We start from the raw sequence: 21,119 nt of genomic DNA, 5'->3' as shown, positions 1-21,119 counted from the left end.
CCCTTGCGCTTCCACGCCGGTGCCCCCATACTAAATGAACGTCATTCATATAGTGACCGCGGTCATAAAGTCTTCCAGAAAGTGGTGCCATGACAGAGACACTCCGCACCAGCACGTCCCCGGCCGGCTCCGGCAAACACACTCCCGGCAGCGGCGGAATCACCGCCAAAGGACTGAAAGGCGGCCAGCTGGGGCTCCTCGCCGTCGTCGTCCTCGGCATTTCCACCATTGCCCCCGCCTACACCCTCACCAGCGCACTGGGACCCACCGTCAATGAAGTCGGACTCCAGCTGCCTGTCATCTTCCTGATCGGGTTCATCCCCATGATCCTGGTCTCGCTCGCCTACCGGGAACTCAACGCCGACTCCCCTGACAGCGGCACCACCTTCACGTGGGTTACCAAGGCCTTTGGCCCGTGGGTCGGCTGGATGGGCGGCTGGGGCCTGCTCGCCGCCAGCATCATCGTCCTGTCCAACCTCGCGGGCGTGGCCGTCGATTTCTTCTACCTCTTCCTCTCCCAGCTCACAGGCTCCGCCGAACTGGCCGACCTTGCCGACAACAAGGCAATCAACGTCCTGACCTGCTTCGTGTTCGTGGCCCTGGCCGTCTGGGTCAGCTACCGCGGCCTGCACGCCACCAAGCTGGTGCAGTACGGCCTTGTGGGGTTCCAGCTGCTGGTCCTTGGCCTATTCGTGGCCATGGCATTCGCCAACTGGTCCGCCTCAGAAACGGCCATCCCCTTCAGCTGGGACTGGTTCGACATCACCAAGGTCGAAACCTTCAGCCAGATAGCCGCCGGGATCTCGCTGTCCATCTTCGTGTACTGGGGATGGGACGTCTGCCTGACCCTCAACGAGGAAACGGCCAACGGCAAGAAAACAGCCGGTGTGGCCGGTACCCTGACCGCCATCATCGTCCTGGCCATCTACCTCCTGGTCAGCATCGCCACCATGATGTTCGCCGGCCTCGGAGATACGGGCAACGGGCTGAACAATGAAGACAACCACGAGAACATTTTCACGGCCCTCGCCTCGCCCATCATGGGCCCGTTCGCCATCCTGATGTCCCTTGCCGTGCTGTCCAGCTCAGCCGCCTCCCTGCAGTCCACCTTTATGTCCCCGGCGCGCGGCCTGTTGGCCATGGGCCACTACGGGGCCCTGCCGGAGCGGTTCGGCAAGGTCAGCAGGAAGTTCGCGACGCCGGGCTTCGCCACCGTTATCGCGGGCGTTGTTTCTGCCGGGTTCTATGCCGTCATGCACGTGGTCAGCGAGAACGTCCTGAACGACACCATCGTGTCACTGGGCCTGATGATCTGCTTCTACTACGGCCTGACTGCCCTGGCCTGCGCCTGGTACTTCCGGCACAGCGTCTTCAGCAGCGCACGCAACTTCATCCTGCGGCTGCTGTGCCCCGTTCTTGGCGGGGTGGGCCTGTACGTGGTGTTCCTCCAGACCGCCGTGGACAGCCTCGCACCCGAGTTCGGCAGCGGTTCGGAGGTCTTCGGCGTCGGCCTGGTCTTCGTGCTGGGCGTCGGGATCCTGGCCATGGGCGCGGTATTCATGCTAGTGATGTCCAAGGTGCGGCCCGGCTTCTTCCGGGGCGAAACCCTGAAACGGGACACCCCCGCCCTGGTGGTCCCCGAGTAGGAATCCGCATCCAGCACTAAAGAAGGTGCCGTACCCCCGGATCCGGGAGTACGGCACCTTTTTGCCTTGCGACGGCGGACGTGTCACCAGAAGTGCGCCACATCAACCACCAGGCGGGAACCGGAACCCGGGCCATCCAGGGTGAACACCCGGAACGGAAGGCGGGCACGGACGCCGAGTCCGAGGTTGGTGTACCCCTCGTAGCTGCCGGCCCAAGCCACCTGGCGGAAGGTCTGGTAATTGGCAACGTTGGTGAGTTCAGCCTGATTGGCGGGGTTGTACGTGGGCTGCCCGGTTTCCGGATCATAGGCGGGGGCATTGACCGTGACCTGCAGCCGGGCGCCGCCCCGGACGGGGACCGTGAAGCCGGAACCGTCCTGGACCACGTTCGCGACGTAACGCACGTTGTAGCCCGTTTCCGGGCCGTTGAGGTCCACCACCAAGCGGTCGAAGCAGTAGTGCTGCCCGGTCCGGACGTTGGTGACGGATGCTTTGCCGAACGAGTCTTCAGCTTTGGCCAGTGACCCCCACACCAGCCCGCAATACGAGGTGGTTGCCGAGGCGGGCCCCGGAACCAGGATTCCCAGCCCGACGGCCATGAGGATAGCCGTGAGCCAAATGGAGAGTTTTTTCATTGTGGAGCCACCCAGGGAAGGAGCGATTGGATAGCTCAAGACTAGGAGCCCCGGGCGCGCGAAACGAGGCCTGTGGCCGCTTCGGCGCGCAACCGTTAGCCTCCGGCGGCCAGCATTAAGAGGCCATAAAAGCGGCACCCATTCCTGGCCTTTCTTGACCCTTCCGGTGCCGTTTCTGCATCAGGCCGTTACCGGCGGTAACGGCGGTCAGCCTTCACATTCAATGCAGTACTTCAGGCCGTTCTTCTCAAGCGCCACCTGGGACCGGTGGCGGACCAGGAAGCACGATGAACAGGTGAACTCGTCCTGCTGCTCGGGAACGACGATGACGGTCAGTTCCTCATTCGAAAGGTCGGCGCCGGGCAGGTCGATACCTTCGGCGGTGTCGTTCTCATCGAGGTCTATGACCGCGGTCTGCGCATTGCCGCCCCGTGACGCCTGGAGGGCCTCGAGCGAGTCAGCCGGAGACTCTTCTTCCTGCTTGCGTGGAGCATCGTAATCGGTAGCCATAGCCTTCACTTTCGTTGCTGCGCAGCGCCATTTCCGGCACCTCAGTGAAGCAGTTTAGGGCATGATCCCGTCACCAGCGCAATAGTGTGTTCATTCGGACGCCGGCGCAGCATCCGCCACGGATTCGCCGTGCGCGGCGCGGGCCTGGCCTGCTCCAACAGCCACGCCGCTGAGCGCGGGGAGCCAGCCCCAGCGGGTGGCATCGGCCATGGCGCCGGCGGCCTCGTCCGGCGACTCGTAGGTGAAAGTGCCGGTCAGCCAGGTGCGAAGCCGCAGGAGAAGGTCAGCTGTCATGCCTGCAACCTATGCGGCGATTGTTGTGGGCACGTTTCCCGCCGGTCTCGCAGCCGTTAATCCGTGGCGGTTTACCGGGCGTGGTCCTACGCTGAAAGCGCGCCGGCCCCATCAGCCGGAGTACAGCGTTGAAGGAGGCATCATGGCAGCGAAGCTCAACCGCACGGCACTTGCCCAGGCCCGCCAGCTGATCAAGGAAGGAAAGGTGGAGCGGGACATCCGGGATGACTGGAGCGAGCACGCCCCGTCCACGGACCAGGAAAATTCGTTCATCGACAAGCACGGCTTCAAGGACTTCGCAGCGTGGCACCTGGGCCGCGACGACGAAAAGTCGGAGGGTACCAAGGGGAGCGTCAGCTTTCCCTACGGGGACTTCAGCAAGGTGCACCGGTGCGCGGTCATCTCGCTGGAGGGAAGGGCCGCCCAGTACGGCCACGACGACATCCGCGATGCGGCGCGGAAGCTGCTGGAACTGATGGACGGGGACTGAGGCTGCGGCGGTTCCGGGCTGGCCAGAGAGCGGTGTGCGGCTAGGTGGCTGCGGTGAGGTCCGACGCCGTATCCGCCTGCGAGCGCTGCCGGCGGCTGAGCAGGATGAACGGCGCGGCCAGCAGCTGCACGGCGCCGCTGACTGCCAGTGATGCCGGGTAGCCGTAAAGGTCTGCGCTCCGGCCGAGCAGGGGCTGCACCACCACGCCGCCGCTGGAACCCATCAGGGAATCGAAGCTGAGGACAGTGGCGCGCTGCTTGGACGCAATCATGTCGTTCAGGTACGCCTGGCGCACCGGCGTGCCTGCCGCGCCCACCACTGCCCACAGTGCCAGCAGGACCAGGGCCAGCCAGAAAGTAGTGGTGAACAGCAGCACCACCAGGATCACTGAGCTGACCACGTTGCTCACGATCAGCACGGTGGTGCGCCTGCGCACCCGTTGCCGCACGCGGGGCGCCATCCAGCCGCCCACGATGTCCGCCCCCGCCACGATGGCAGCCGCCAGCCCTGCAACGGCGTAGGCCCGGGGGTCACCGAACAGCTGGAGCAGGTAGGGCTGCAGGGCATAGAACACATAGAAGCCCACGCCTTCGGTGAATGGGGCTGCCAGCATGATGTACCGCACCGGCGGGTGCTTGAAGCCGCCGTCGATCGAAGCCTTGAGGACGGACCGGGTGGCCCGCAGGGGGTGCGCCGACCGCTCCGGCGTGAAGCCGACGTCGCGCATCAGCAGGAACGCCACGGCAAACATGGCCACCAGGACGCCCACGCGGATCAGGAACGGCACACCGAGGTCGGTGGCCTGGGCGATCACGCCGCCTGCCACGGAACCGCCCAGCATTGCCACCCCGGACACCATCTGTCCGCGCCCGAGCACCGCTTCCAGGCCGCCGTCGTAGCCGGAATAATGCAGGGCATCCACCAGCCAGGCTTCCACCGCGCCGGAAAAGAAGGTGAAGCCCAGGCCCAGCAGCACGGAGACAACAGCCCACCACAAGAACGGCGCTGACCACTGCCAGAGCAGGTAGTACAGGAATGTGGACGAGGCAAGGGTGATGGTGCCGAGCAGGAATGACACCCGCCGGCCCCAGCTGTCCGCCACAACGCCGGTAGGCACTTCGAAGAGCACCATGCCGGCCGTGAAGAAGGCGTTGGCGGCAAAGGCTTCGAGGTTGCTGAGCCCGGCGTCGAGCAGGAACAGGGTGTTGATCCCCCAGATGAAGGACGTCGCAAGGGTGTTGCCGAGTGTCAGGGTCAGGTAGACCCGCTGGATCTTCCGTGCGGCCGCGTTCATCGGGAGGAAAGGCTTAGGAGGGGCTGAAACTGGCGGGAACGGGATCGTGCCGCAGGTAGCGGCGGGTGAACCGGCCGGTTCCGGCGGTCAGCGCCCTGAGTTCGACGGCGTAGCGCAGCAGTTCCTGGTCCGGCACCTCCGCGCTGATTTCGGTCAGCCCGTCCCCGGTGGAGGTGGTGCCGGTGAGCCTTCCCCGCCGGCCGGACAGATCGCTCATGACGGAACCGACGTGCTCGTCCGAAACGGTGATGCCCACGGATGACACTGGCTCCAGGAGCTGGATTTTTCCGGCTGCAGCCGCCTCCCTCAGCGCCAGCGCGCCGGCGGCCTGGAATGCGGCGTCGGAGGAGTCAACGCTGTGCGCCTTGCCACCCACCAGCGTTACCCGCACATCCACCACCGGGAATCCTGCCGATACTCCCTTCTCCATCTGTGCCCGGACACCCTTCTCCACGGACGGGATGAAGGTCCCGGGGATCACCCCGCCAACTGTCTTGTCCAGGAACTCAAACCCTCCGCCGCGGTCGAGCGGTTCCACCTCGATATCGCAGACGGCATACTGCCCGTGGCCGCCTGACTGCTTCACGTGGCGGCCGTGCCCGGCGGAGGGTGCCGCGAATGTTTCCCGAAGCGGGGTCACCACGTCCACCGTGTGCAGCTTCACGCCCTGCTCGCGCAGCCGGTCCAGCACCACCTCGGCGTGTGCCTCGCCCATCACCCACAGGACCAGCTGGTGGGTTTCGGCATTCCGTTCCACCCGAAGGGTGGGGTCGCCGGCCGCGATCTTGCCCAGGCTCCGCGCCAGCGCGTCCTCGTCGCTCCGGGAATCCGGTTCCACCGCCACCGGAAGCAGCGGCTCCGGCATCTCCCAGGTGGCGAGGATCAGGGGCTTGTCCCGGGAGGAGATGGTGTCCCCTGTTTCGGCGCTTCCCAGTTTGGCCAGTGCGCACATGTCCCCCGCAACGCAGTACGGCACGGGCCGCAGGGTTGCACCGAGAGGCGAGTAGATGTGGGTGACGCGCTCGTCGGTGTCGTGGTCCTGGTGGCCGCGGTCCGCAAGCCCGTGCCCGCCAACATGCACTGGTGAGTCTTCACGCAGCGTCCCGGAAAAGACCCGGACAAGGCAGATCCGCCCCAGGAACGGGTCGATGGATGTCCGGACCACCTCGGCGGCCAGCGGTCCGGCGGGGTCGCAGGCCAGCGACCCCTCCGGTTGTCCCGCCAGGTCGGTCACCCCCGGCAGGCCGCGCTCCGTTGGCGGCGGAAAAGCGCGGACCAGCACTTCCAGCAGTTCGGCCGTTCCCAGGCCGGTCAGCGCCGACGCCGGAAGGACCGGAAAGAAGGAGCCCCGGGCCACAGCGGTTTCCAGGTCATCGATCAACACTCCGGTGTCGATGTCCTCGCCGCCCAAATAGCGGTCCATCAAGGACTCATCCTCGCTCTCGGCGATGATTCCCTCGATCAGCTCGCCCCTGGCCGCCTCCACGCCTGCCAGTTCGCCGTCGTCCGCCTCGCGGTTGCCGGGAGTCTCCCCTGCCGAATAATCGGTGACGGTACGGGACAAGAGCCCTAAGAGCCCGGTAACGTCGCCGCCCGTCCGGACCGGGACGTAGAGCGGAAGGACGCCCTCGCCGAACGCCTTTTGGCACTCGGCGAGGGCGCCGTCGTGATCAGCCCGCGGATGGTCCGTCCGGGTAATCACGACGGCGCGTGGCAGCCTCGCCTGCTCGCACTCCGCCCACAGGGCAGTGGTGGTGGCGTCGATCCCGTCGACGGCCGAGACGACGAAGAGTGCGGCATCCGCGGCCCGCAGCCCGGCGCGCATCTCGCCGATGAAGTCCGGGTAGCCGGGAGTGTCCAGCAGGTTGACCTTGATGCCGTCCACGAGCAGGGGCACCAGCGAGAGCGTGACGGAGCGCTGCTGGTGGACGGCGGCAGGATCGGAGTCACTTACGGTTGTGCCGTCGGCGATGGATCCTTTCCGCGTGATCATGCCGTTGGCGGCAAGCAGGGCTTCAATGAGCATAGTTTTGCCGGCACCGGAATGGCCGACCAGCGCAATGTTGCGGATCCTGGCCGGATCCTCGGCCGCAATTCCCGCGGAGCCGTCCAAGCGGCGTGTTTCCGGGCCGGTCCTGCCGCCGGATGTCCTCGCTGTGTCCTTCGTGCCTTTCACCGACATGGGATCCTCCTGGCGTCTTTGCCCTGCAACCCGTCCTAGCGTGTCCTCTGATTCGACACCCTGGGACGCGTTACGGCAAGAGCGCCGGCGGCCCGGAACCCGCAATGTGCCCTGTTACGGCATGAATGCGTACAGAGGCTACTCCCTGGCCTTGCGGGTGGCTGCGTCATTGGCCTTCTGCAGCGCCTTGACCAGTTCGCCCTTGTCCATCTTTGAGCGGCCTTTGACATCCAGCTTCCTGGCGAGCCGGAGCAGGTGCTCCTTGGAGGCATTGGCATCCACTCCGCCGGCGGTGGGCTTGGAGGATTTGACGCCCTCCTCGGCCCGTTTGTCAGAAGGGCCCTTCTTGCCCTTGGGTTCCCAGTGGTCCCCCACCTTCTCGTAGCTGTGCTTCAGGGACGCGTAGGCGGCGCGGGCGGCGCGGCTCTCATCGTTGCTGTAGGACTCCAACGCCGAATCGTAGGTCTTGGCGAACGTGTCCTGGGCTTTTTGCTCCGAGCGCTGCAGCGTGGACGGAAGCTCGTCCTTGCGTGCGTGCTGGTTTTTTCCGGTCTTGGGCATGGCACCCATCCTCCTTTTATCAGCAGGCTGATCATTTGAAGATGACACCAGCTTAAGCCCGGCCGAGGAGCATGCCCCCAACTTTTCCCGGAACCCTTGCCAGCCAGATACTAAGCATGCTTATGGTATGGGGGCACTGGTTGTCCATCGGGTCCATGGGCGGACGGCCACAGCGCTCCGGGAGTTACTGCGGCCGTGGAACCAAGGGCCGTTGAACCGATGAACTGCAGCATTCAGTATCAGAGCAACAGTGAGGAAACGGCCCCATGTACCTGCACACCCAACTCCTGATCAATGAAATCGCCGCCGATGAGCCGGACCCCGCCGCAGCGAACGCCCTCCAGGAGGGCCTTGGCGGGCAATTCGGCGAAATGCGCACCATGATGCAGTACCTGTTCCAGAGCATGAATTTCCGCGGCGACGCGGCGGCAAAGCCCTACAAGGACCTCCTCCAGGGCGTTGGAACGGAGGAGATCAGCCACGTCGAGCTGATTGGAACCACGATTTCCCAGTTGCTGGACGGTTCCCCGAGATACCAGGGCAAGAAGACCGACCCCGTGGACGAGCCGGGCGCAAAGGGAGCCACCCCGCTGAAGATCGCCCTCGACACAGGCAACATCCACCACTACCTCGTGGGGGCCCAGGGTGCGCTGCCGGTCGACTCCGTCGGCAACCCCTGGAGCGGTTCCTACGTGTACAACAGCGGAAACCTGGTCCTGGACCTGCTGTACAACCTGATGCTTGAATCCACCGGCCGGCTGCAGAAGTGCCGGATCTACGAAATGACGGACAACAAGACCGCCCGGTCCACCATCGCCTACCTCATCGTCCGGGACCAGGCCCATGAAAACGCCTTCGCCAAGGCCCTCGAAAGCCTCGGCGTGAACTGGGGCAAGGTCCTGCCCATCCCCAAGACCAAGGCTGAACAATTCCCGGAGGTGAAGAAGCTGCTGGACCAGGGCCTCCAGAGCATCCAGTACACGTTCAGTGCGGACAACCTCAGCGAGGCCGGCAAGCTCTTCCGGGGCGCGTCCCCGTCCAATGACGGAACGGAACTGCGGACCGATGTCATGCCGGAGGGCGCCCCGATGACCATTTCGCCTGAACGCCGGGAGGAGTTCTCCCCGGGGCTGGACCCTGAACTCCTGGCACTGATCCAGGCGACGGCCGAGGTGGAACTTCAGGAGGCTGACAACCCCCGGGTGTCCGGGAGCTAGGAGTTGGCCCCTCGGCGGGTTCTCGTGGAGCCCCCTGTCGGATTCGAACCGACGACCCCCGCTTTACAAGAGCGGTGCTCTGGCCAACTGAGCTAAGGAGGCATGCCCTGGCGGGCGGGCGCCGTGACGGCGCTAGATAAGGTTAGCCCAACTCCCGCCGGTGGTAAAAACGCCGGCGGCCGGGGCAGGCCGCACCGAAGCGGACAACAAGGGGCCCGTTCCCGGAACAGTTTGATGTTCCGGGAACGGGCCCCTTCTGTAACAGTCCGACGGCGTGCAACAGTCCGACGGCGTGCAACAGTCCGGCGGTGCTACGCCTTCGCGTCGATCGCAGCCTGGATGTCGGCGTTGAGGTCGGTGGTGCCGTCCCACTGCTTGCCGTCAATGAAGATGGTGGGCGTGCCGGTGATGCCCGTGTTGGACGCCAGCTGGGTGGAGTACTTCACGTAGGGACGGAAGGTCTTGTCATCAACGCAGCTGTTGATGTCCGCACCAATGTCACTGGCCAGTGACTTGAGCTTGTCGTCCGAGAGGCCCTCACCGCCTTCGGCAGGCTGGTTGGTGAACAGGACGTCGACGTATTCGGCATACTTGTCGGGCGCCTGGTCAGCCACGCACGCGGCGGCGTTCGCTGCGCGGGAAGAGTAATTGGTGCTGGACTGGCGGTCCAGGAAGCCCAGCGGCCGGTATTCAAGGGAGATCTTGCCCTCGTTGCGGAGCCCGGTGAGCGAGTCGTTGTAGGTGTCCTCGAAGCGCTTGCAGACGGGGCAGATGAAGTCGATGTAGGCAACGATCTTCACCGGCTGGCCTTCTTCGGCCTCGGCACCAGGGGCCACCACCGGGTTGGGGGCGTCCTGCTTGGCCGGAACGTTGGCAATGTCCACCGTGGCCGCATCCGTGGACTTCACCTCGGTGTTGGCCAGCAGCGTCACACCGCCGTTGACGTTGCCGTTTGCCGGCACCGGGCCCTGGTCTGCGATGGGCGTGTTCTGCCGGATGCTGGTGGTAACCACCAGGGCCACGACCGCCAGGATGGCCACCACCGCCGCCACGATGCCCCAGCCGATCAGCAGCTTGTTGCGCTTGTCCTTCTTGAGCTGCGCCTCCCGGATCAGGCGCGCTTTCTCGCGCGCCTCCGCGGTTCGCTCAGCCTTGGACTTGCGTACTTCGTTTGCAGGGCTCATGTGTTCCTTGGGTCGATCGACGTAGGGGGTCCACTTCGTGGCACACCCCCATTTTAGGGGAGAAACCTGAGAGCTTGCCCCTTCAAGTATTCCTACGGCTTGACCAACGGACGAATAGCACCGATGATTCCGTCCCGTTAGGGTGGGGAAAGAGGCACAAGCAACCCCAGGGGGCCGCAATGCAAACACCCGTCCAGGAAAAACCCGCCGCTAAAGCTGAGGCCGGCGCCGCCGGCAGGAGCCATGGCAGGGTGACGAAATACGACTTCATGGTGGTCTCCAACAGGCTGCCCGTTGACCGCTGCGCCGCCGGCGAAAGCGGGGATGACGGTTCAGGCTGGCGCCGCTCGCCGGGCGGCCTGGTGACCGCGCTGGCCCCGATGATGACAAAGACCGACGGCGCATGGGTGGGCTGGCACGGTGCACCCGATGAAACGGTAGAGCCCTTCAGCCACGGCGGCATGGACCTGGTGCCCGTCCAGCTCAGCACCGACGATGTGGAGCTGTATTACGAGGGCTTCTCCAACGCCACCCTCTGGCCGCTCTACCACGACGTCATCGCCCCGCCGGAATTCCACCGCACCTGGTGGGACACCTACCGGAAGGTCAACCAGAGGTTCGCCGACGCCGTCGCCCGCCATGCGGACCACGGCGCCACCGTGTGGGTGCAGGACTACCAGTTGCAACTGGTCCCCCGGATGCTGCGCCGGGCCCGGCCGGACCTGCGGATCGGGTTCTTCAACCACATCCCCTTCCCGCCACCGGAGATTTTCGCGCAGTTGCCCTGGCGGCACGCGATCATTGACGGCCTCCTCGGCGCCGACCTGGTTGGCTTCCAGCGGGTCAGCGACGCGGGGAACTTCATGCGCTCGGCACGGCGCTTCCTGGGGGCCAGCGTCAAGCAGCAGCAGGTGCATGTCAAAGGCCAGGACGGCGAGATCACCCACATCGCCCGGGCACAGGCGTTTCCCATCTCCATCGACGTCCAGCAGATCAGCGAACTTGCGGCCAAGCCTGAAATCATCGAGCGGGCACGGCAGATCCGCCAGGACCTGGGAAATCCCAAGACCATCCTGCTCGGCGTGGACCGGCTGGACTACACCAAGGGCATCCGGCACCGGCTCAAGGCATTCGAGGAACTCCTGGCCGACGGCAAGCTCAAGGTGGGCGACGCGACCCTGATCCAGGTGGCTTCCCCCAGCCGTGAACGCGTGGAACAGTACCGCCTGCTGCGCGAAGAGGTGGAGGGCACGGTGGGGCACATCAACGGCACCTACGACACCATCGAAAACACCGCCGTCCGCTACCTGCACCACAGCTACCCGGTGGAGGAAATGGTGGCCCTGTACCTGGCCGCCGATGTCATGCTGGTCACCGCCCTGCGGGACGGCATGAACCTCGTGGCAAAGGAATACGTGACCGCCCGGACCAATAACGACGGCGCCCTGGTCCTCAGCGAATTTGCGGGTGCTGCCGACCAGCTCAAGCAGGCCCTACTGATGAACCCGCACGATATCGACGGCCTCAAGAGCACCATCATGCGTGCCGTGGAGTTGCCGCCCCGCGACGCCGCCAGGAGGATGCGCGCCATGCGGAAGCAGATTCTTGAACACGACGTGGACGCCTGGTCCGCCGATTTCCTCCGGGCCCTGAACGAAAAGGTGGTCCGGGATGACTCCTGACGGCAGCACCGGAACTTTCCTGGCGCTCTCCCCGGAGCTCCGGCAGGCCGTCCGGCGCGTGGCCGGCACCGATCATCTGCTGGTGGCCATGGACTTCGACGGGACCATGGCGCCCATCGTGGCACACGCCGACGACGCACGCCCCCTTCCCCGTGCGGCCGCAGCGTTCGCGGGGCTGGCCGCGCTGCCGCGGACGACGACGGCCCTCATCTCAGGCCGCGCCCTCGCCAGCCTGCGCGCCGTCGCTTCGCCGCCGGTGGAGTCACTGCTCATTGGCAGCCACGGGGCGGAAGCCTGGCTGGGGCCCGGCTCCACCGGGCTCACGCTTGATGTTCAGCAAAAGGAACTGCTGGCCGAGGTCCGCGCCATCCTTGCTGAAATTGTGGCCAACGCCCCCGGAACCATGCTCGAGGACAAGCCGGCAGGGGTGGTGCTGCACACGCGCCAGGCAGCGGACGACGTTGCCGCCGACGCCGTGGCTGCCGCGCGCTCACTGCTGCAGGACCGCAAGGGCGTGTTCCTGAAGGACGGCAAGCGGGTCCTGGAGACCTCCGTCGTCAACGCTTCAAAAGGCGAAGGCGTCACATTCCTGCGGCAGGTCACAGGAGCCACGGCAGTCCTGTTCGCGGGCGACGACACCACTGACGAGGACGCGCTGGCACGGCTGGAGCCCGGCGATGTGGGCGTGAAAGTGGGCCTGGACTTCACCCAGGCCCAGTACCGCGTGGAGGCGCCGGTACATGTGGCGGAGCTGCTTGAGGCGCTGCTCCAGGAGCGGAGCCTTGCCGTGGCGGAAGAGGATCCGCAAGAGGCGCAGGGGTAAAAGGTGTCCAGGACGACATGTGACGTCCGTAACATTTGCAACAATAAACAAGGCGTCTGACATACTCTTGCTTGTGATGTGGCGCACAGACACCGTGCGGCGTCACTCGGTGCGTTGCGGCCAGTCCGCAGTTCACCTTGCAACACAAAACTGAACAAACATGAACCATTCACAACGGATCGTCCGGCACGTACCTGCCGGTGAAGGGATTGATAACTGTGGCTACAGTTACTTTTGATAACGCTACGCGTCTGTACCCGGGCACAGAAAAGCCCGCCGTCGATAAGCTCAACATCGACATCGCCGATGGCGAATTCCTGGTCCTCGTGGGACCCTCCGGTTGCGGTAAGTCCACCTCCCTGCGCATGCTCGCGGGCCTCGAGGACGTCAACGCCGGCCGCATCCTGATCGGTGACCGCGACGTCACCGATGTTCCGCCGAAGGACCGCGACATCGCGATGGTGTTCCAGAACTACGCGCTGTACCCGCACATGACTGTGGCCGACAACATGGGCTTCGCCCTCAAGATCGCCGGCGTCTCCAAGGAAGAGCGCGCTGAGCGCGTTCGCGAAGCAGCCAAGCTCCTCGACCTCGAGCAGTACCTGGACCGCAAGCCGAAGGCACTCTCCGGCGGTCAGCGCCAGCGTGTTGCCATGGGCCGCGCCATCGTGCGTAACCCGCAGGTCTTCCTCATGGACGAACCGCTCTCCAACCTGGACGCCAAGCTGCGCGTCCAGACCCGTACGCAGATCGCGTCCCTGACCCGGCGCCTCGGCGTCACCACGGTCTACGTGACCCACGACCAGGTCGAGGCCATGACCATGGGTGACCGCGTGGCTGTGCTCAAGGACGGCCTGCTGCAGCAGGTTGACACCCCGCGCAACCTCTACGACCGTCCCAAGAACGTCTTCGTTGCCGGCTTCATCGGCTCCCCCGCCATGAACCTGCTGGAACTGCCCGTCGTCGACGGCGGCGTCCAGTTCGGCGGCACCGTCTACCCCGTGCCGCGCGACGTTCTCGAAGAGGCTCACGGCTCCACCGTGACGCTTGGCAGCCGTCCCGAAGACCTGGAAACCGCGCCGCACGGCGAGGGCCTGAAGGTTGAGGTGGACGTCGTCGAAGAGCTCGGCGCCGACGCCTACGTCTACGGCCACACCACGCTGGACGGCAAGGACCACGACATCGTGGCACGCGTCGACGGCCGCCGTCCCCCGATGAAGGGCGAGGCCATCTACGTTCGCCCGCAGTCGGGCCACGTGCACCTGTTCGACACCAAGACCGGCCTGCGCCTCGGCGACTAAATCGCGTCCTAACCGACGGCGGCCCACACCCTTTTAGGAAACGGTGTGGGCCGCCGTCGGCCTTTAACTGCACCTGCCGGCGATTTAGGCGCCCACCGCCAAGTACGGAAGAATTGAACCATGACCGAGGAATACAGCGCCCAGTGGCACGACGAACCCACCGACTACGCGCAGATCGGAAAACTGCCGCGGTTCGTGGCGGCCAGTGCCGATGACGGGAAAGCCGCCTCGGTCTCGTCGCTCAACATCACCGCCGCTGCCGCGGACCCCGAGTTGCTGGACCTGCCGTGGCACATCGCTTTGGAGGACTGGCCGGCTGAATACCTGGCGGCGCTGCCCCGCGGTATCTCCCGGCATATCGTCCGCTTCGCGCACCTCGGCGGCTCCGTCATCGCCATCAAGGAAACCTCCGAGCACGTGGCACGGCACGAATACCACATGCTCCGCAAGCTCGCCCGGCTGGACGTGCCCTGCGTTGAGCCGGTGGCGGTCATTACAGGCCGTGCAACCCCGGACGGCCGGCCGCTCAACCCGGTCCTGGTCACCCGGCACCTCAAGTTCTCCATGCCGTACCGCGCGCTGTTCTCCCAGATGCTCCGCAAGGACACCCTGACGCGCCTCATCGACGCGCAGGCGCTGCTCCTGGTGCGGCTGCACCTGATCGGGTTCTACTGGGGCGACGTGTCCCTCTCCAACACCCTGTTCCGCCGCGACGCCGGCGCCTTTGCCGCCTACCTGGTGGACGCGGAAACCGGTGAGCTGTACCCGGACCTCTCCACCGGCCAGCGCGAATACGATCTTGAAATCGCGCGCGTCAACATCGCCGGCGAACTCATGGACCTCCTGGACGGCGGCCTGATCGAGGAAAAGGTGGACCCCGTGGCCACCAGCGAACTCATCATGGACAGCTACCGCCGCCTCTGGGCGGAGCTGACCGAGAAGGAGTCCTTCGAACTCGGCGAGCGCTGGCGTGTGGGTGCCCGCATCCGCCGGCTCAACGAACTCGGCTTCGACGTCGAGGAATACGCCATCAAGACCACGCAGAACGGGTCCACCATCCAGCTGCAGCCGAAGGTGGTGGACGCCGGGCACCACCAGCGGCGCCTGCTCCGCCTCACCGGCCTGGACGCACAGGAAAACCAGGCGCGCCGCCTCCTGAATGACATGGACTCCTTCCGGGCCGACAACAACCCGGACATGGATGAGGAATACAGTGCCCACCTGTGGGTCAGCCAGGTTTTCGAGCCGATCGTCCGTTCCATTCCGCGCGACATGTCCGGCAAGCTGGAGCAGGCGGAGGTGGTCCACGAAGTCCTGGAGCACCGCTGGTACATGTCCGAGAAGCAGGAACGCCACATTCCCCTGGCCGAGGCGGTCCAGTCCTACATCGACTCCATCCTCCGCCACCGCCGGGATGAAGCAGCTATCATGCTGAATCCGGACACCGGGCTGCTGAAGATCCTTGAGGTGGAGACCGAGGAGTCCCGGTATGGCGACGAGGAGTCCATCGACGAATACCCGGACGCGGACGACTAAGGCAGGATCGCTTTGCCCGGGTTCAGGATGCCCTCAGGGTCGAACAGGTCCTTGATCCTGCGCTGAAGCTGCCGCAGCGGCTCCGGCTGCTCCTGCCCCAGCCACCGCAGCTTGTACTGGCCCACGCCGTGTTCGCCCGTAATGGTGCCGCCCATGTCCAATGCTGCCGTAATGGACTCGTCCAGGGCCCGCTGGAGCCGCTCCATTGCCCCGGCATCCACGCCCTGGCCGTCCCGCTCAATCCAGAAGGTGGGGTGCAGGTTGCCGTCCCCGGCATGGGCCACCACCTTGAGGTTCACGTTGTGGCGTGCGGCCATGTTCTCCAGCTCGCCGACATAATCCACCAGGCGCGAACGCGGCACGGCCACGTCCTCGCCTACCCGGTACTCATCGTCAACCTCGGCGCCCCTGCTGTGCCGCCGGAGCTCCACCAGCCGTTCAGCCTCGGCGTTGGCTTCCGCAGTCACCACTGCACCGCCTGACCGAAGGACTCTGCGCACCACCTCCGCCTCGGCTTCGGCGCCGAACCCGTCCGTCTGGACCAGGAGGAGGGAGCCGCCCCGGGCGGTGAGGTTCGACCCGTGGATGTCGTCCAGCTGGGCCAGCGTGCCGCCGTCGAGCAGTTCCATGATGGCGGGCTGGACCCGCGCCTTGCCGACCGCCAGGACCCCTGCGGCGGCCACCCGGAAGTCGGGGTAGAAGGCTGCCACCGTATGCACCTCGTGGGGCAGGTACTTTAGGCGCACGGTGATGCCGACGACAATGCCAAGCGTCCCTTCCGAGCCGACAAACAGGCCCGTCAGGTCATAGCCCGCCACGCCCTTGAAGGTCTGGTGGCCGGTATGGAGAAGGGAACCGTCGGCAAGCACCACATCGAGGGCCAGCACCGAATCCCTGGTGACCCCGTACTTTGCGCAGCGCAGCCCGCCGGCGTTCGTGGCCACATTGCCGCCGATCGTGGACGTGCGGAAGCTCGCAGGATCCGGTGCGTACATGAGGCCATGTACGGCGGCGGCCTCATTGAGTACTGCGTTGACCACTCCGGGTTCCACGACGGCCGTTTCGTCATCCGGGTTCAGCGCAAGGATGTGGTCCATCCGCTCCAGCGACATGACAATGCAGTTGCGCGTGGCGTGGGCGCCTCCGGATACGCCGGTCCCAGCTCCCCGGGCCACCACCGCCACGCCCCTGGCCGCACAGCTGCGCACCACGGCCTGGACGTCTGCAACGGACTGCGGGAATACGACGGCGAGTGGCAGGTGGAAGTCGATGACGGGCGCCTGGTCCACGGCGTACCGGCGAAGCGCGGCTTCCCTGACGTCAACCTGTCCGGGGGCGAGCATGCCCTCGAGTTCATCAACCACGCTGCCCACAAAAGCCTCCATCCGGCGTCGGATCCGTCTCCTCAGTCTAGGGGCAGCAGCGCACGCACTTCGTAACCTTCCCCCCGCACTTGCAAGCGCTTCCACTTGTGACCTGCAGAAACAAGATTATGGGAGCTGGTTCCATACGTAACCACATGGAAGCGTTTTCATTTTTTGCGTTCACCTGTCTAAGCTGTCAATCATGTCTATCGAAACTGTGACCCCCGGCACTTCACTCGATGCGGGCCCGCTGACGCTGATCCACGCTCCGGACGCCGTGCCGGGCTGGTGGCGCTCTGCCGTGATCTACCAGGTGTACCCGCGATCGTTCCGGGACTTCAACGGCGATGGCATAGGCGACCTTGCCGGCATCACTGAGGAGCTCCCGCACCTGGCGGACCTCGGCGTGGACGCGGTCTGGCTCTCGCCCTTCTACCGCTCTCCGCAGCGCGATGCCGGCTACGACGTCAGCGACTACTGCGACGTGGATCCGATTTTCGGCACCCTCGGCGACTTTGACGTCATGATGGCCGAGTCCCACCGGCTGGGACTGCGGGTCATCGTGGACCTGGTTCCCAACCATTGCTCCGACCAGCACGCCGCTTTCCAGGCTGCCCTGGCGGCGCCCGCCGGCAGCCCGGAGCGCGAGATGTTCATTTTCCGCGACGGCACCGGCCCCGGCGGCCACGAGCCGCCCAACAATTGGCAGTCCCACTTCGGCGGGCCGGCCTGGACCCGTGTTGCCGGACCCGACGGCCAGCCGGACCAGTGGTACCTTCACCTCTTCGATTCGTCCCAGCCGGACTTCAACTGGGACAACCCCGCGGTGCACGCCGAGTTCGAACGCGTCCTCAGGTTCTGGCTGGACCGTGGCGTCTCCGGTTTCCGCGTTGACGTTGCCCACGCGCTCGTCAAGGCTCCCGGGCTGCCGGCCTGGGGCGGACGTGCGGATGGCGGGAGCAGCGACGGGTTCCCAGGCCACGAGGCACCCATGTTCGGCCAGCCCGCTGTCCATGACATCTACCGCTACTGGCGGCGGATCCTGGACGAGTACGGACCGGACCGGATCCTGTGCGCCGAGGCCAGCGTGGACCTGCACCGGTTGGCCCACTGGGTCCGCCCGGACGAAATGCACCAGGCATTCAACTTTCCGTACCTCCACGCAGGCCTGGACCTATACCGGCTGCGCTCGGTGGTCACGGATTCTCTGACGGTCCTGGACGGGGTGGGCGCACCCAGCACGTGGGTGCTGTCCAACCACGACGTCGTCCGGCACGCCACCCGCTTTGGCTATAACGGGCTTGGCCCGCGTGACGGCGACGGCATTGGCCCGGCGGACCCCCAGCCGGACCATGACCTCGGCAGGCGCCGTGCAGCCGCCGCTTCGCTGTTCATGCTGGGCCTGCCCGGCGCCGCCTACCTGTACCAGGGGGAGGAGCTTGGGCTGCCCGACGGCGTCGACATCCCCGAGCACCAACGGCAGGACCCCACGTTCGCGCGGACCGGCGGGGAACGCCTGGGCCGTGACGGATGCCGCGTTCCACTCCCCTGGCGTGCCGCGGACAAGCATCTCGGCTTTGGTGCCGGAGACACCCCCTGGCTGCCGTTTCCGCCGTCGTTCCCGGCCTTGGCGCGGGACGTCCAGGCCGCTTCGCCGTCGTCGCACCTCTCGCTGTACCGGAACATCCTTCGGATCCGCCGCGACCTGAACCTGGGCCGGGGCTCACTCGCTTGGGCGGAGAACTGGTGCACCGGCTCCTCATTGGGGTACGTGAACGGCACTACGCTGGTGCTTATGAACCTCAACCACGAGCCCCTGGAAATGCCCGCCGGGCAGGTCATCGTCCGCAGCCTTCCCTCGGAGTCCGGCACGCGCCTCGCCTCTGGCGAGACTGCCTGGATCCAGCTTGGATCCGGCGCCGCAGCAGACTGAGCATGGCGGGCATCAAGGAGGTAGCAGCCAAGGCGGGCCTGTCCGTTGCCACCGTGTCCCGGGCGTTGAGCGGGAAGACCAACGTGTCGGCGCGGGCCCGCCGGCTCGCCCAGGAGGCTGCGCAGGAGCTGGGCTTTGTCCCCTCTTACCACGCTTCCAGCCTCGCTTCGGGGCGCAACCACAACATCGGGCTAGTCGTGCCACACGTGCACCGGTGGTACTTCTCCTCGGTATTGGAAGGCGTCTCGGAGACACTGCTGGACGCCGGTTACGACCTGACGCTGTACAACGTGGGCGAGCAGCCTGAACGGCGCAGCAGCGTGCTCAACGACTTCCTCCTGCGGAAGCGACTGGACGCTGTAATTGCGGTTGCACTGGTGCTCAGCGAAGAGGAGATCCGGCAACTGCTGGCCGTTCACCGGCCGATTGTGGGCATCGGTGGTGCGCTGCCGGGTGCTTCCACCATCCGCATCGACGATGAGCGGCTGGCACGGGAGGCGACGGACCACCTTATCCGGCTTGGCCACACCCGGATAGCGCACATGACAGGCGACGCCGCACTCGACCGCGACTTCAAGCTGCCGGGAATCCGCCGCAGCGGCTTTGAAAAGGCGATGGCAGCTGCCGGCCTGCCGCTGCGCCAGGAGTGGCTGGTACCGGCCGATTTCACCATCCAGGGAGCCTACGCGGGTGCGCGCCGCCTGCTGGGGACGGCAGCGGAGCGGCCCACGGCCGTTTTCGCTGCTTCCGATGAAATGGCTGTTGGCATCATCCTCGCAGCTCGCGACTTTGGCCTGCAGGTTCCGCACGATCTTTCCGTGCTGGGCATGGACGGGCACGAGCTTGGTGAGACGTTCGGGCTGACCACCATCAGCCAGGACCCGCGGGGGCAGGGCCGGCTGGCCGCACGTACCGCTCTTGGCTTGCTGGGCGACGGCAGGGGGAAGTCCGACGGCGGTGCTGCCCACAGTGCCACCGACCACGAATACCCGACGGACTTCATCATCCGGACGAGTACAGCTGTCCCGCCTGTGCAGGCCTCTACCGGTACGGCGTAGCTGCGCCGCCATCAGCTGCCGGCTTTAGCTGCAGTTCCATCACCAGTTCCCGGGCTGCCGGATCCAAAGGGTAGGGCTCCCGCCTTCCCGTGTCCCTGAAGCCATGGCGCAGGTAGAAGCGCTGGGCACGCATGTTGTCCTCATGCACTCCAAGCTCCAGCAGGTCCGCCTGCAGTTCATCCCTGGCTGCGGCAATGCACCCGCGCAGCATTGAGTCAGCCAGTCCGGTGCCTCTCTGCCGGCCTGCCACGAAGACGCTGAGCAGTATCGCCTGGCGGGGCCGTTGCGGGTCCTGGGGTTTTCTTAGTGCCACCCACATCAGCGCCTCAAAGCGGCCACGGCCCGGAGCGTCGCAAGCAACGAAAGCAATGTTTCCCGGGCTGACCATCGACGCCGTGCGTGCCTGCCACTGCCCGTCGGTCTGGCGTGACGCCGATTCGAGCGGCTCAACATATGCCGTAGGTGTGTCTGCGAGCATTTCCAGGCGAATATCCCGGTAGAGCGCCCAGTCCCCTTGTTCCAGTCGACGGATTTTGGTCATTCAGCGCCCATGAAGCGTGCATACCTCGTCAGGATTTCCGGCCAGGCGCCGGCGTATTCGGCACGTACTGCAGCAGGGTCCTCAGCGCCTTCCCACCCGTCGTGGAATACGCGTACCTCCGTTCCCTGTTCCACCGTTCTAAAGACAACAAGGAGCTCGGTGGACCACAGGGCAGTGGTGCCTGGGTGCCAGGTGGCATGGAAGGAAAATGGCGGCTGCCAGTCATCAAGTGTTCCCCAGATGCTTGTCCGGCCGTCGTCAGCCGTCTCGAGGATGAGGTTCTCTTCAAACTCAACGTACGAGTCAGCCCCATATACACCATGGGCTTCAAGCGGCCACCACAAGTGTGTATGGTCCGTGAAGCCGGCAAAGGCGTGGGCTATGGTCCCCGGTACCACGACGGTGTTCACGACGGGCTCGAGCAGATCCGATGCGGGCTGGGTGTCGGCGTCCCAGGAATCCTGGCCATGGCTGAAGAGGCTGTTCATGGTGATCAACTCTACCGGGGTGGCCCTGGGCGTCGGTGCCGGGGGGTGTGTGGTGGTTAAAGTCGTAGGGCCCTGACATTCGCTGTCAGGGCCCTACTAATGTTATGTCCGGCGGTGTCCTACTCTCCCACACCCTCCCGGGTGCAGTACCATCGGCGCTGTGGGTCTTAGCTTCCGGGTTCGGAATGGGACCGGGCGTTTCCCCCACGCTATGACCGCCGTAACCCTTCGACCCGCACCCTGTTATGGGGTGGGGAAATCTTTTGTGGTTACAACAGGCTCCGGTTAGGGAGCTGTGGTGTTGTATTCAATTATGTTCCTTCAACCGTTTCCCGTTGTGTTGGGTTGTTGGTTGGGAACCACATAGTGGACGCAAGCAG

Annotated in this window: 19 protein-coding genes, 1 tRNA gene and 1 rRNA gene; 9 read left to right on the top strand and 12 right to left on the bottom strand. The window is 65.3% G+C overall.

Features of this window, described 5'->3' with window-relative positions; all coding sequences use genetic code 11:
- Nucleotides 1-89 precede the first annotated feature (89 nt).
- Entirely contained in the window at nt 90-1,646 is a 1,557-nt protein-coding gene (locus ACJJV6_RS11900) for an APC family permease (RefSeq protein WP_354177356.1), read from the top strand.
- A gap of 83 nt (nt 1,647-1,729) precedes the next feature.
- Here ACJJV6_RS11900 and ACJJV6_RS11895 read toward each other — a convergent pair whose 3' ends face one another.
- The 3 genes from ACJJV6_RS11895 to ACJJV6_RS11885 all read right to left on the bottom strand — a co-directional run bounded on the left by ACJJV6_RS11895 (nt 1,730) and on the right by ACJJV6_RS11885 (nt 3,085).
- Nucleotides 1,730-2,281, bottom strand: a complete 552-nt coding sequence (locus ACJJV6_RS11895) for a hypothetical protein (protein ID WP_035753640.1) — start codon at nt 2,279-2,281, stop codon at nt 1,730-1,732.
- A gap of 207 nt (nt 2,282-2,488) precedes the next feature.
- Entirely contained in the window at nt 2,489-2,791 is a 303-nt protein-coding gene (locus ACJJV6_RS11890) for a DUF4193 domain-containing protein (protein ID WP_009359161.1), read from the bottom strand.
- A 90-nt stretch (nt 2,792-2,881) separates the two neighbouring features.
- Nucleotides 2,882-3,085, bottom strand: coding sequence for a hypothetical protein (locus ACJJV6_RS11885; protein ID WP_009359160.1), 204 nt, complete (start codon nt 3,083-3,085; stop codon nt 2,882-2,884).
- Between the two features lie 142 nt (nt 3,086-3,227).
- Here ACJJV6_RS11885 and ACJJV6_RS11880 point away from each other — a divergent pair, with 142 nt between their 5' ends.
- A complete protein-coding gene (locus ACJJV6_RS11880) occupies nt 3,228-3,575 on the top strand; it encodes a hypothetical protein (protein ID WP_354177357.1) in 348 nt (115 codons plus the stop codon).
- Between the two features lie 40 nt (nt 3,576-3,615).
- Here ACJJV6_RS11880 and ACJJV6_RS11875 read toward each other — a convergent pair whose 3' ends face one another.
- The 3 genes from ACJJV6_RS11875 to ACJJV6_RS11865 form a co-directional block, all read right to left on the bottom strand.
- Nucleotides 3,616-4,869 carry an MFS transporter gene (locus tag ACJJV6_RS11875; protein ID WP_009359157.1) on the bottom strand — a complete coding sequence of 418 codons (1,254 nt, stop codon included), beginning with the start codon at nt 4,867-4,869 and terminating at the stop codon, nt 3,616-3,618.
- Nucleotides 4,870-4,882: 13 nt separating this feature from the next.
- Nucleotides 4,883-7,051 (bottom strand): elongation factor G-like protein EF-G2, encoded by a 2,169-nt coding sequence (locus tag ACJJV6_RS11870; protein ID WP_407709003.1) that lies wholly within the window; start codon nt 7,049-7,051, stop codon nt 4,883-4,885.
- A 138-nt stretch (nt 7,052-7,189) separates the two neighbouring features.
- Nucleotides 7,190-7,612, bottom strand: coding sequence for a ChaB family protein (locus ACJJV6_RS11865; protein WP_009359155.1), 423 nt, complete (start codon nt 7,610-7,612; stop codon nt 7,190-7,192).
- A gap of 266 nt (nt 7,613-7,878) precedes the next feature.
- Here ACJJV6_RS11865 and ACJJV6_RS11860 point away from each other — a divergent pair, with 266 nt between their 5' ends.
- Nucleotides 7,879-8,829, top strand: coding sequence for a manganese catalase family protein (locus tag ACJJV6_RS11860; RefSeq protein ID WP_009359154.1), 951 nt, complete (start codon nt 7,879-7,881; stop codon nt 8,827-8,829).
- Between the two features lie 25 nt (nt 8,830-8,854).
- Here ACJJV6_RS11860 and ACJJV6_RS11855 read toward each other — a convergent pair.
- Both ACJJV6_RS11855 and ACJJV6_RS11850 read right to left on the bottom strand, forming a co-directional pair.
- Nucleotides 8,855-8,931 (bottom strand) — tRNA-Thr (locus ACJJV6_RS11855).
- A gap of 209 nt (nt 8,932-9,140) precedes the next feature.
- Nucleotides 9,141-10,013, bottom strand: a complete 873-nt coding sequence (locus tag ACJJV6_RS11850; protein ID WP_009359153.1) for a thioredoxin domain-containing protein — start codon at nt 10,011-10,013, stop codon at nt 9,141-9,143.
- 179 nt (nt 10,014-10,192) lie between these two features.
- Between ACJJV6_RS11850 and ACJJV6_RS11845 the strand changes: the two genes are divergently transcribed.
- The 4 genes from ACJJV6_RS11845 (at nt 10,193) to ACJJV6_RS11830 (ending at nt 15,355) form a co-directional block, all read left to right on the top strand.
- Entirely contained in the window at nt 10,193-11,695 is a 1,503-nt protein-coding gene (locus tag ACJJV6_RS11845) for a trehalose-6-phosphate synthase (RefSeq protein WP_354177359.1), read from the top strand.
- The gene (gene otsB, locus ACJJV6_RS11840) at nt 11,685-12,518 is read left to right on the top strand and encodes a trehalose-phosphatase (RefSeq protein ID WP_009359151.1); all 834 of its coding nucleotides are present in this window, start codon (nt 11,685-11,687) and stop codon (nt 12,516-12,518) included. The genes ACJJV6_RS11845 and otsB overlap by 11 nt, the downstream gene beginning before the upstream one ends.
- Nucleotides 12,519-12,736: 218 nt before the next feature.
- Nucleotides 12,737-13,819: an ABC transporter ATP-binding protein gene (locus tag ACJJV6_RS11835; RefSeq protein ID WP_009359150.1), complete on the top strand. Its 1,083-nt coding sequence runs from the start codon at nt 12,737-12,739 to the stop codon at nt 13,817-13,819.
- 120 nt (nt 13,820-13,939) lie between these two features.
- On the top strand, nt 13,940-15,355 hold the full coding sequence (locus tag ACJJV6_RS11830) for a DUF4032 domain-containing protein (protein WP_009359149.1): 1,416 nt from the start codon (nt 13,940-13,942) through the stop codon (nt 15,353-15,355).
- Here the strand turns inward: ACJJV6_RS11830 and ACJJV6_RS11825 are convergent.
- Complete coding sequence (locus ACJJV6_RS11825) at nt 15,352-16,740, bottom strand: FAD-binding oxidoreductase (RefSeq protein WP_009359148.1); 1,389 nt, start codon at nt 16,738-16,740, stop codon at nt 15,352-15,354. The genes ACJJV6_RS11830 and ACJJV6_RS11825 overlap by 4 nt on opposite strands.
- A 181-nt stretch (nt 16,741-16,921) precedes the next feature.
- Here ACJJV6_RS11825 and ACJJV6_RS11820 point away from each other — a divergent pair, with 181 nt between their 5' ends.
- Nucleotides 16,922-18,652, top strand: coding sequence for a glycoside hydrolase family 13 protein (locus tag ACJJV6_RS11820; protein ID WP_354177363.1), 1,731 nt, complete (start codon nt 16,922-16,924; stop codon nt 18,650-18,652).
- A 2-nt stretch (nt 18,653-18,654) separates the two neighbouring features.
- A complete protein-coding gene (locus ACJJV6_RS11815; protein ID WP_009359145.1) occupies nt 18,655-19,710 on the top strand; it encodes a LacI family DNA-binding transcriptional regulator in 1,056 nt (351 codons plus the stop codon).
- Here ACJJV6_RS11815 and ACJJV6_RS11810 read toward each other — a convergent pair.
- From ACJJV6_RS11810 to rrf, 3 genes are all read right to left on the bottom strand, one after another.
- Nucleotides 19,694-20,251 (bottom strand): GNAT family N-acetyltransferase, encoded by a 558-nt coding sequence (locus ACJJV6_RS11810; protein ID WP_009359144.1) that lies wholly within the window; start codon nt 20,249-20,251, stop codon nt 19,694-19,696. The two genes, ACJJV6_RS11815 and ACJJV6_RS11810, sit on opposite strands and share 17 nt — an antisense overlap.
- Entirely contained in the window at nt 20,248-20,739 is a 492-nt protein-coding gene (locus ACJJV6_RS11805) for a hypothetical protein (RefSeq protein WP_035753643.1), read from the bottom strand. Before ACJJV6_RS11805 ends, ACJJV6_RS11810 begins: the two co-directional genes overlap by 4 nt.
- A gap of 106 nt (nt 20,740-20,845) precedes the next feature.
- Nucleotides 20,846-20,962 (bottom strand): 5S ribosomal RNA (rrf, locus tag ACJJV6_RS11800).
- Nucleotides 20,963-21,119 lie beyond the last annotated feature (157 nt).

Origin of the sequence: Arthrobacter nitrophenolicus, from assembly GCF_045833485.1 — a bacterium.
Classification (GTDB): domain Bacteria; phylum Actinomycetota; class Actinomycetes; order Actinomycetales; family Micrococcaceae; genus Arthrobacter; species Arthrobacter nitrophenolicus.
This window is presented reverse-complemented; position numbering and strand designations above follow the sequence as displayed.

Bases quoted from the DNA above. Each gene is read 5' to 3' on its own strand.
- ACJJV6_RS11870 (WP_407709003.1), bottom strand. From the start codon at position 7,051: ATGTCGGTGAAAGGCACGAAGGACACAGCGAGGACATCCGGCGGCAGG.
- ACJJV6_RS11885 (WP_009359160.1), bottom strand. From the start codon at position 3,085: ATGACAGCTGACCTTCTCCTGCGGCTTCGCACCTGGCTGACCGGCACT.
- ACJJV6_RS11865 (WP_009359155.1), bottom strand. From the start codon at position 7,612: ATGCCCAAGACCGGAAAAAACCAGCACGCACGCAAGGACGAGCTTCCG.
- ACJJV6_RS11820 (WP_354177363.1), top strand. From the start codon at position 16,922: ATGTCTATCGAAACTGTGACCCCCGGCACTTCACTCGATGCGGGCCCG.
- ACJJV6_RS11900 (WP_354177356.1), top strand. From the start codon at position 90: ATGACAGAGACACTCCGCACCAGCACGTCCCCGGCCGGCTCCGGCAAA.
- ACJJV6_RS11815 (WP_009359145.1), top strand. From the start codon at position 18,655: ATGGCGGGCATCAAGGAGGTAGCAGCCAAGGCGGGCCTGTCCGTTGCC.
- ACJJV6_RS11830 (WP_009359149.1), top strand. From the start codon at position 13,940: ATGACCGAGGAATACAGCGCCCAGTGGCACGACGAACCCACCGACTAC.
- ACJJV6_RS11890 (WP_009359161.1), bottom strand. From the start codon at position 2,791: ATGGCTACCGATTACGATGCTCCACGCAAGCAGGAAGAAGAGTCTCCG.
- ACJJV6_RS11875 (WP_009359157.1), bottom strand. From the start codon at position 4,869: ATGAACGCGGCCGCACGGAAGATCCAGCGGGTCTACCTGACCCTGACA.
- ACJJV6_RS11860 (WP_009359154.1), top strand. From the start codon at position 7,879: ATGTACCTGCACACCCAACTCCTGATCAATGAAATCGCCGCCGATGAG.
- ACJJV6_RS11825 (WP_009359148.1), bottom strand. From the start codon at position 16,740: ATGGAGGCTTTTGTGGGCAGCGTGGTTGATGAACTCGAGGGCATGCTC.
- ACJJV6_RS11895 (WP_035753640.1), bottom strand. From the start codon at position 2,281: ATGAAAAAACTCTCCATTTGGCTCACGGCTATCCTCATGGCCGTCGGG.
- ACJJV6_RS11810 (WP_009359144.1), bottom strand. From the start codon at position 20,251: ATGACCAAAATCCGTCGACTGGAACAAGGGGACTGGGCGCTCTACCGG.
- otsB (WP_009359151.1), top strand. From the start codon at position 11,685: ATGACTCCTGACGGCAGCACCGGAACTTTCCTGGCGCTCTCCCCGGAG.
- ACJJV6_RS11880 (WP_354177357.1), top strand. From the start codon at position 3,228: ATGGCAGCGAAGCTCAACCGCACGGCACTTGCCCAGGCCCGCCAGCTG.
- ACJJV6_RS11845 (WP_354177359.1), top strand. From the start codon at position 10,193: ATGCAAACACCCGTCCAGGAAAAACCCGCCGCTAAAGCTGAGGCCGGC.
- ACJJV6_RS11850 (WP_009359153.1), bottom strand. From the start codon at position 10,013: ATGAGCCCTGCAAACGAAGTACGCAAGTCCAAGGCTGAGCGAACCGCG.
- ACJJV6_RS11805 (WP_035753643.1), bottom strand. From the start codon at position 20,739: ATGAACAGCCTCTTCAGCCATGGCCAGGATTCCTGGGACGCCGACACC.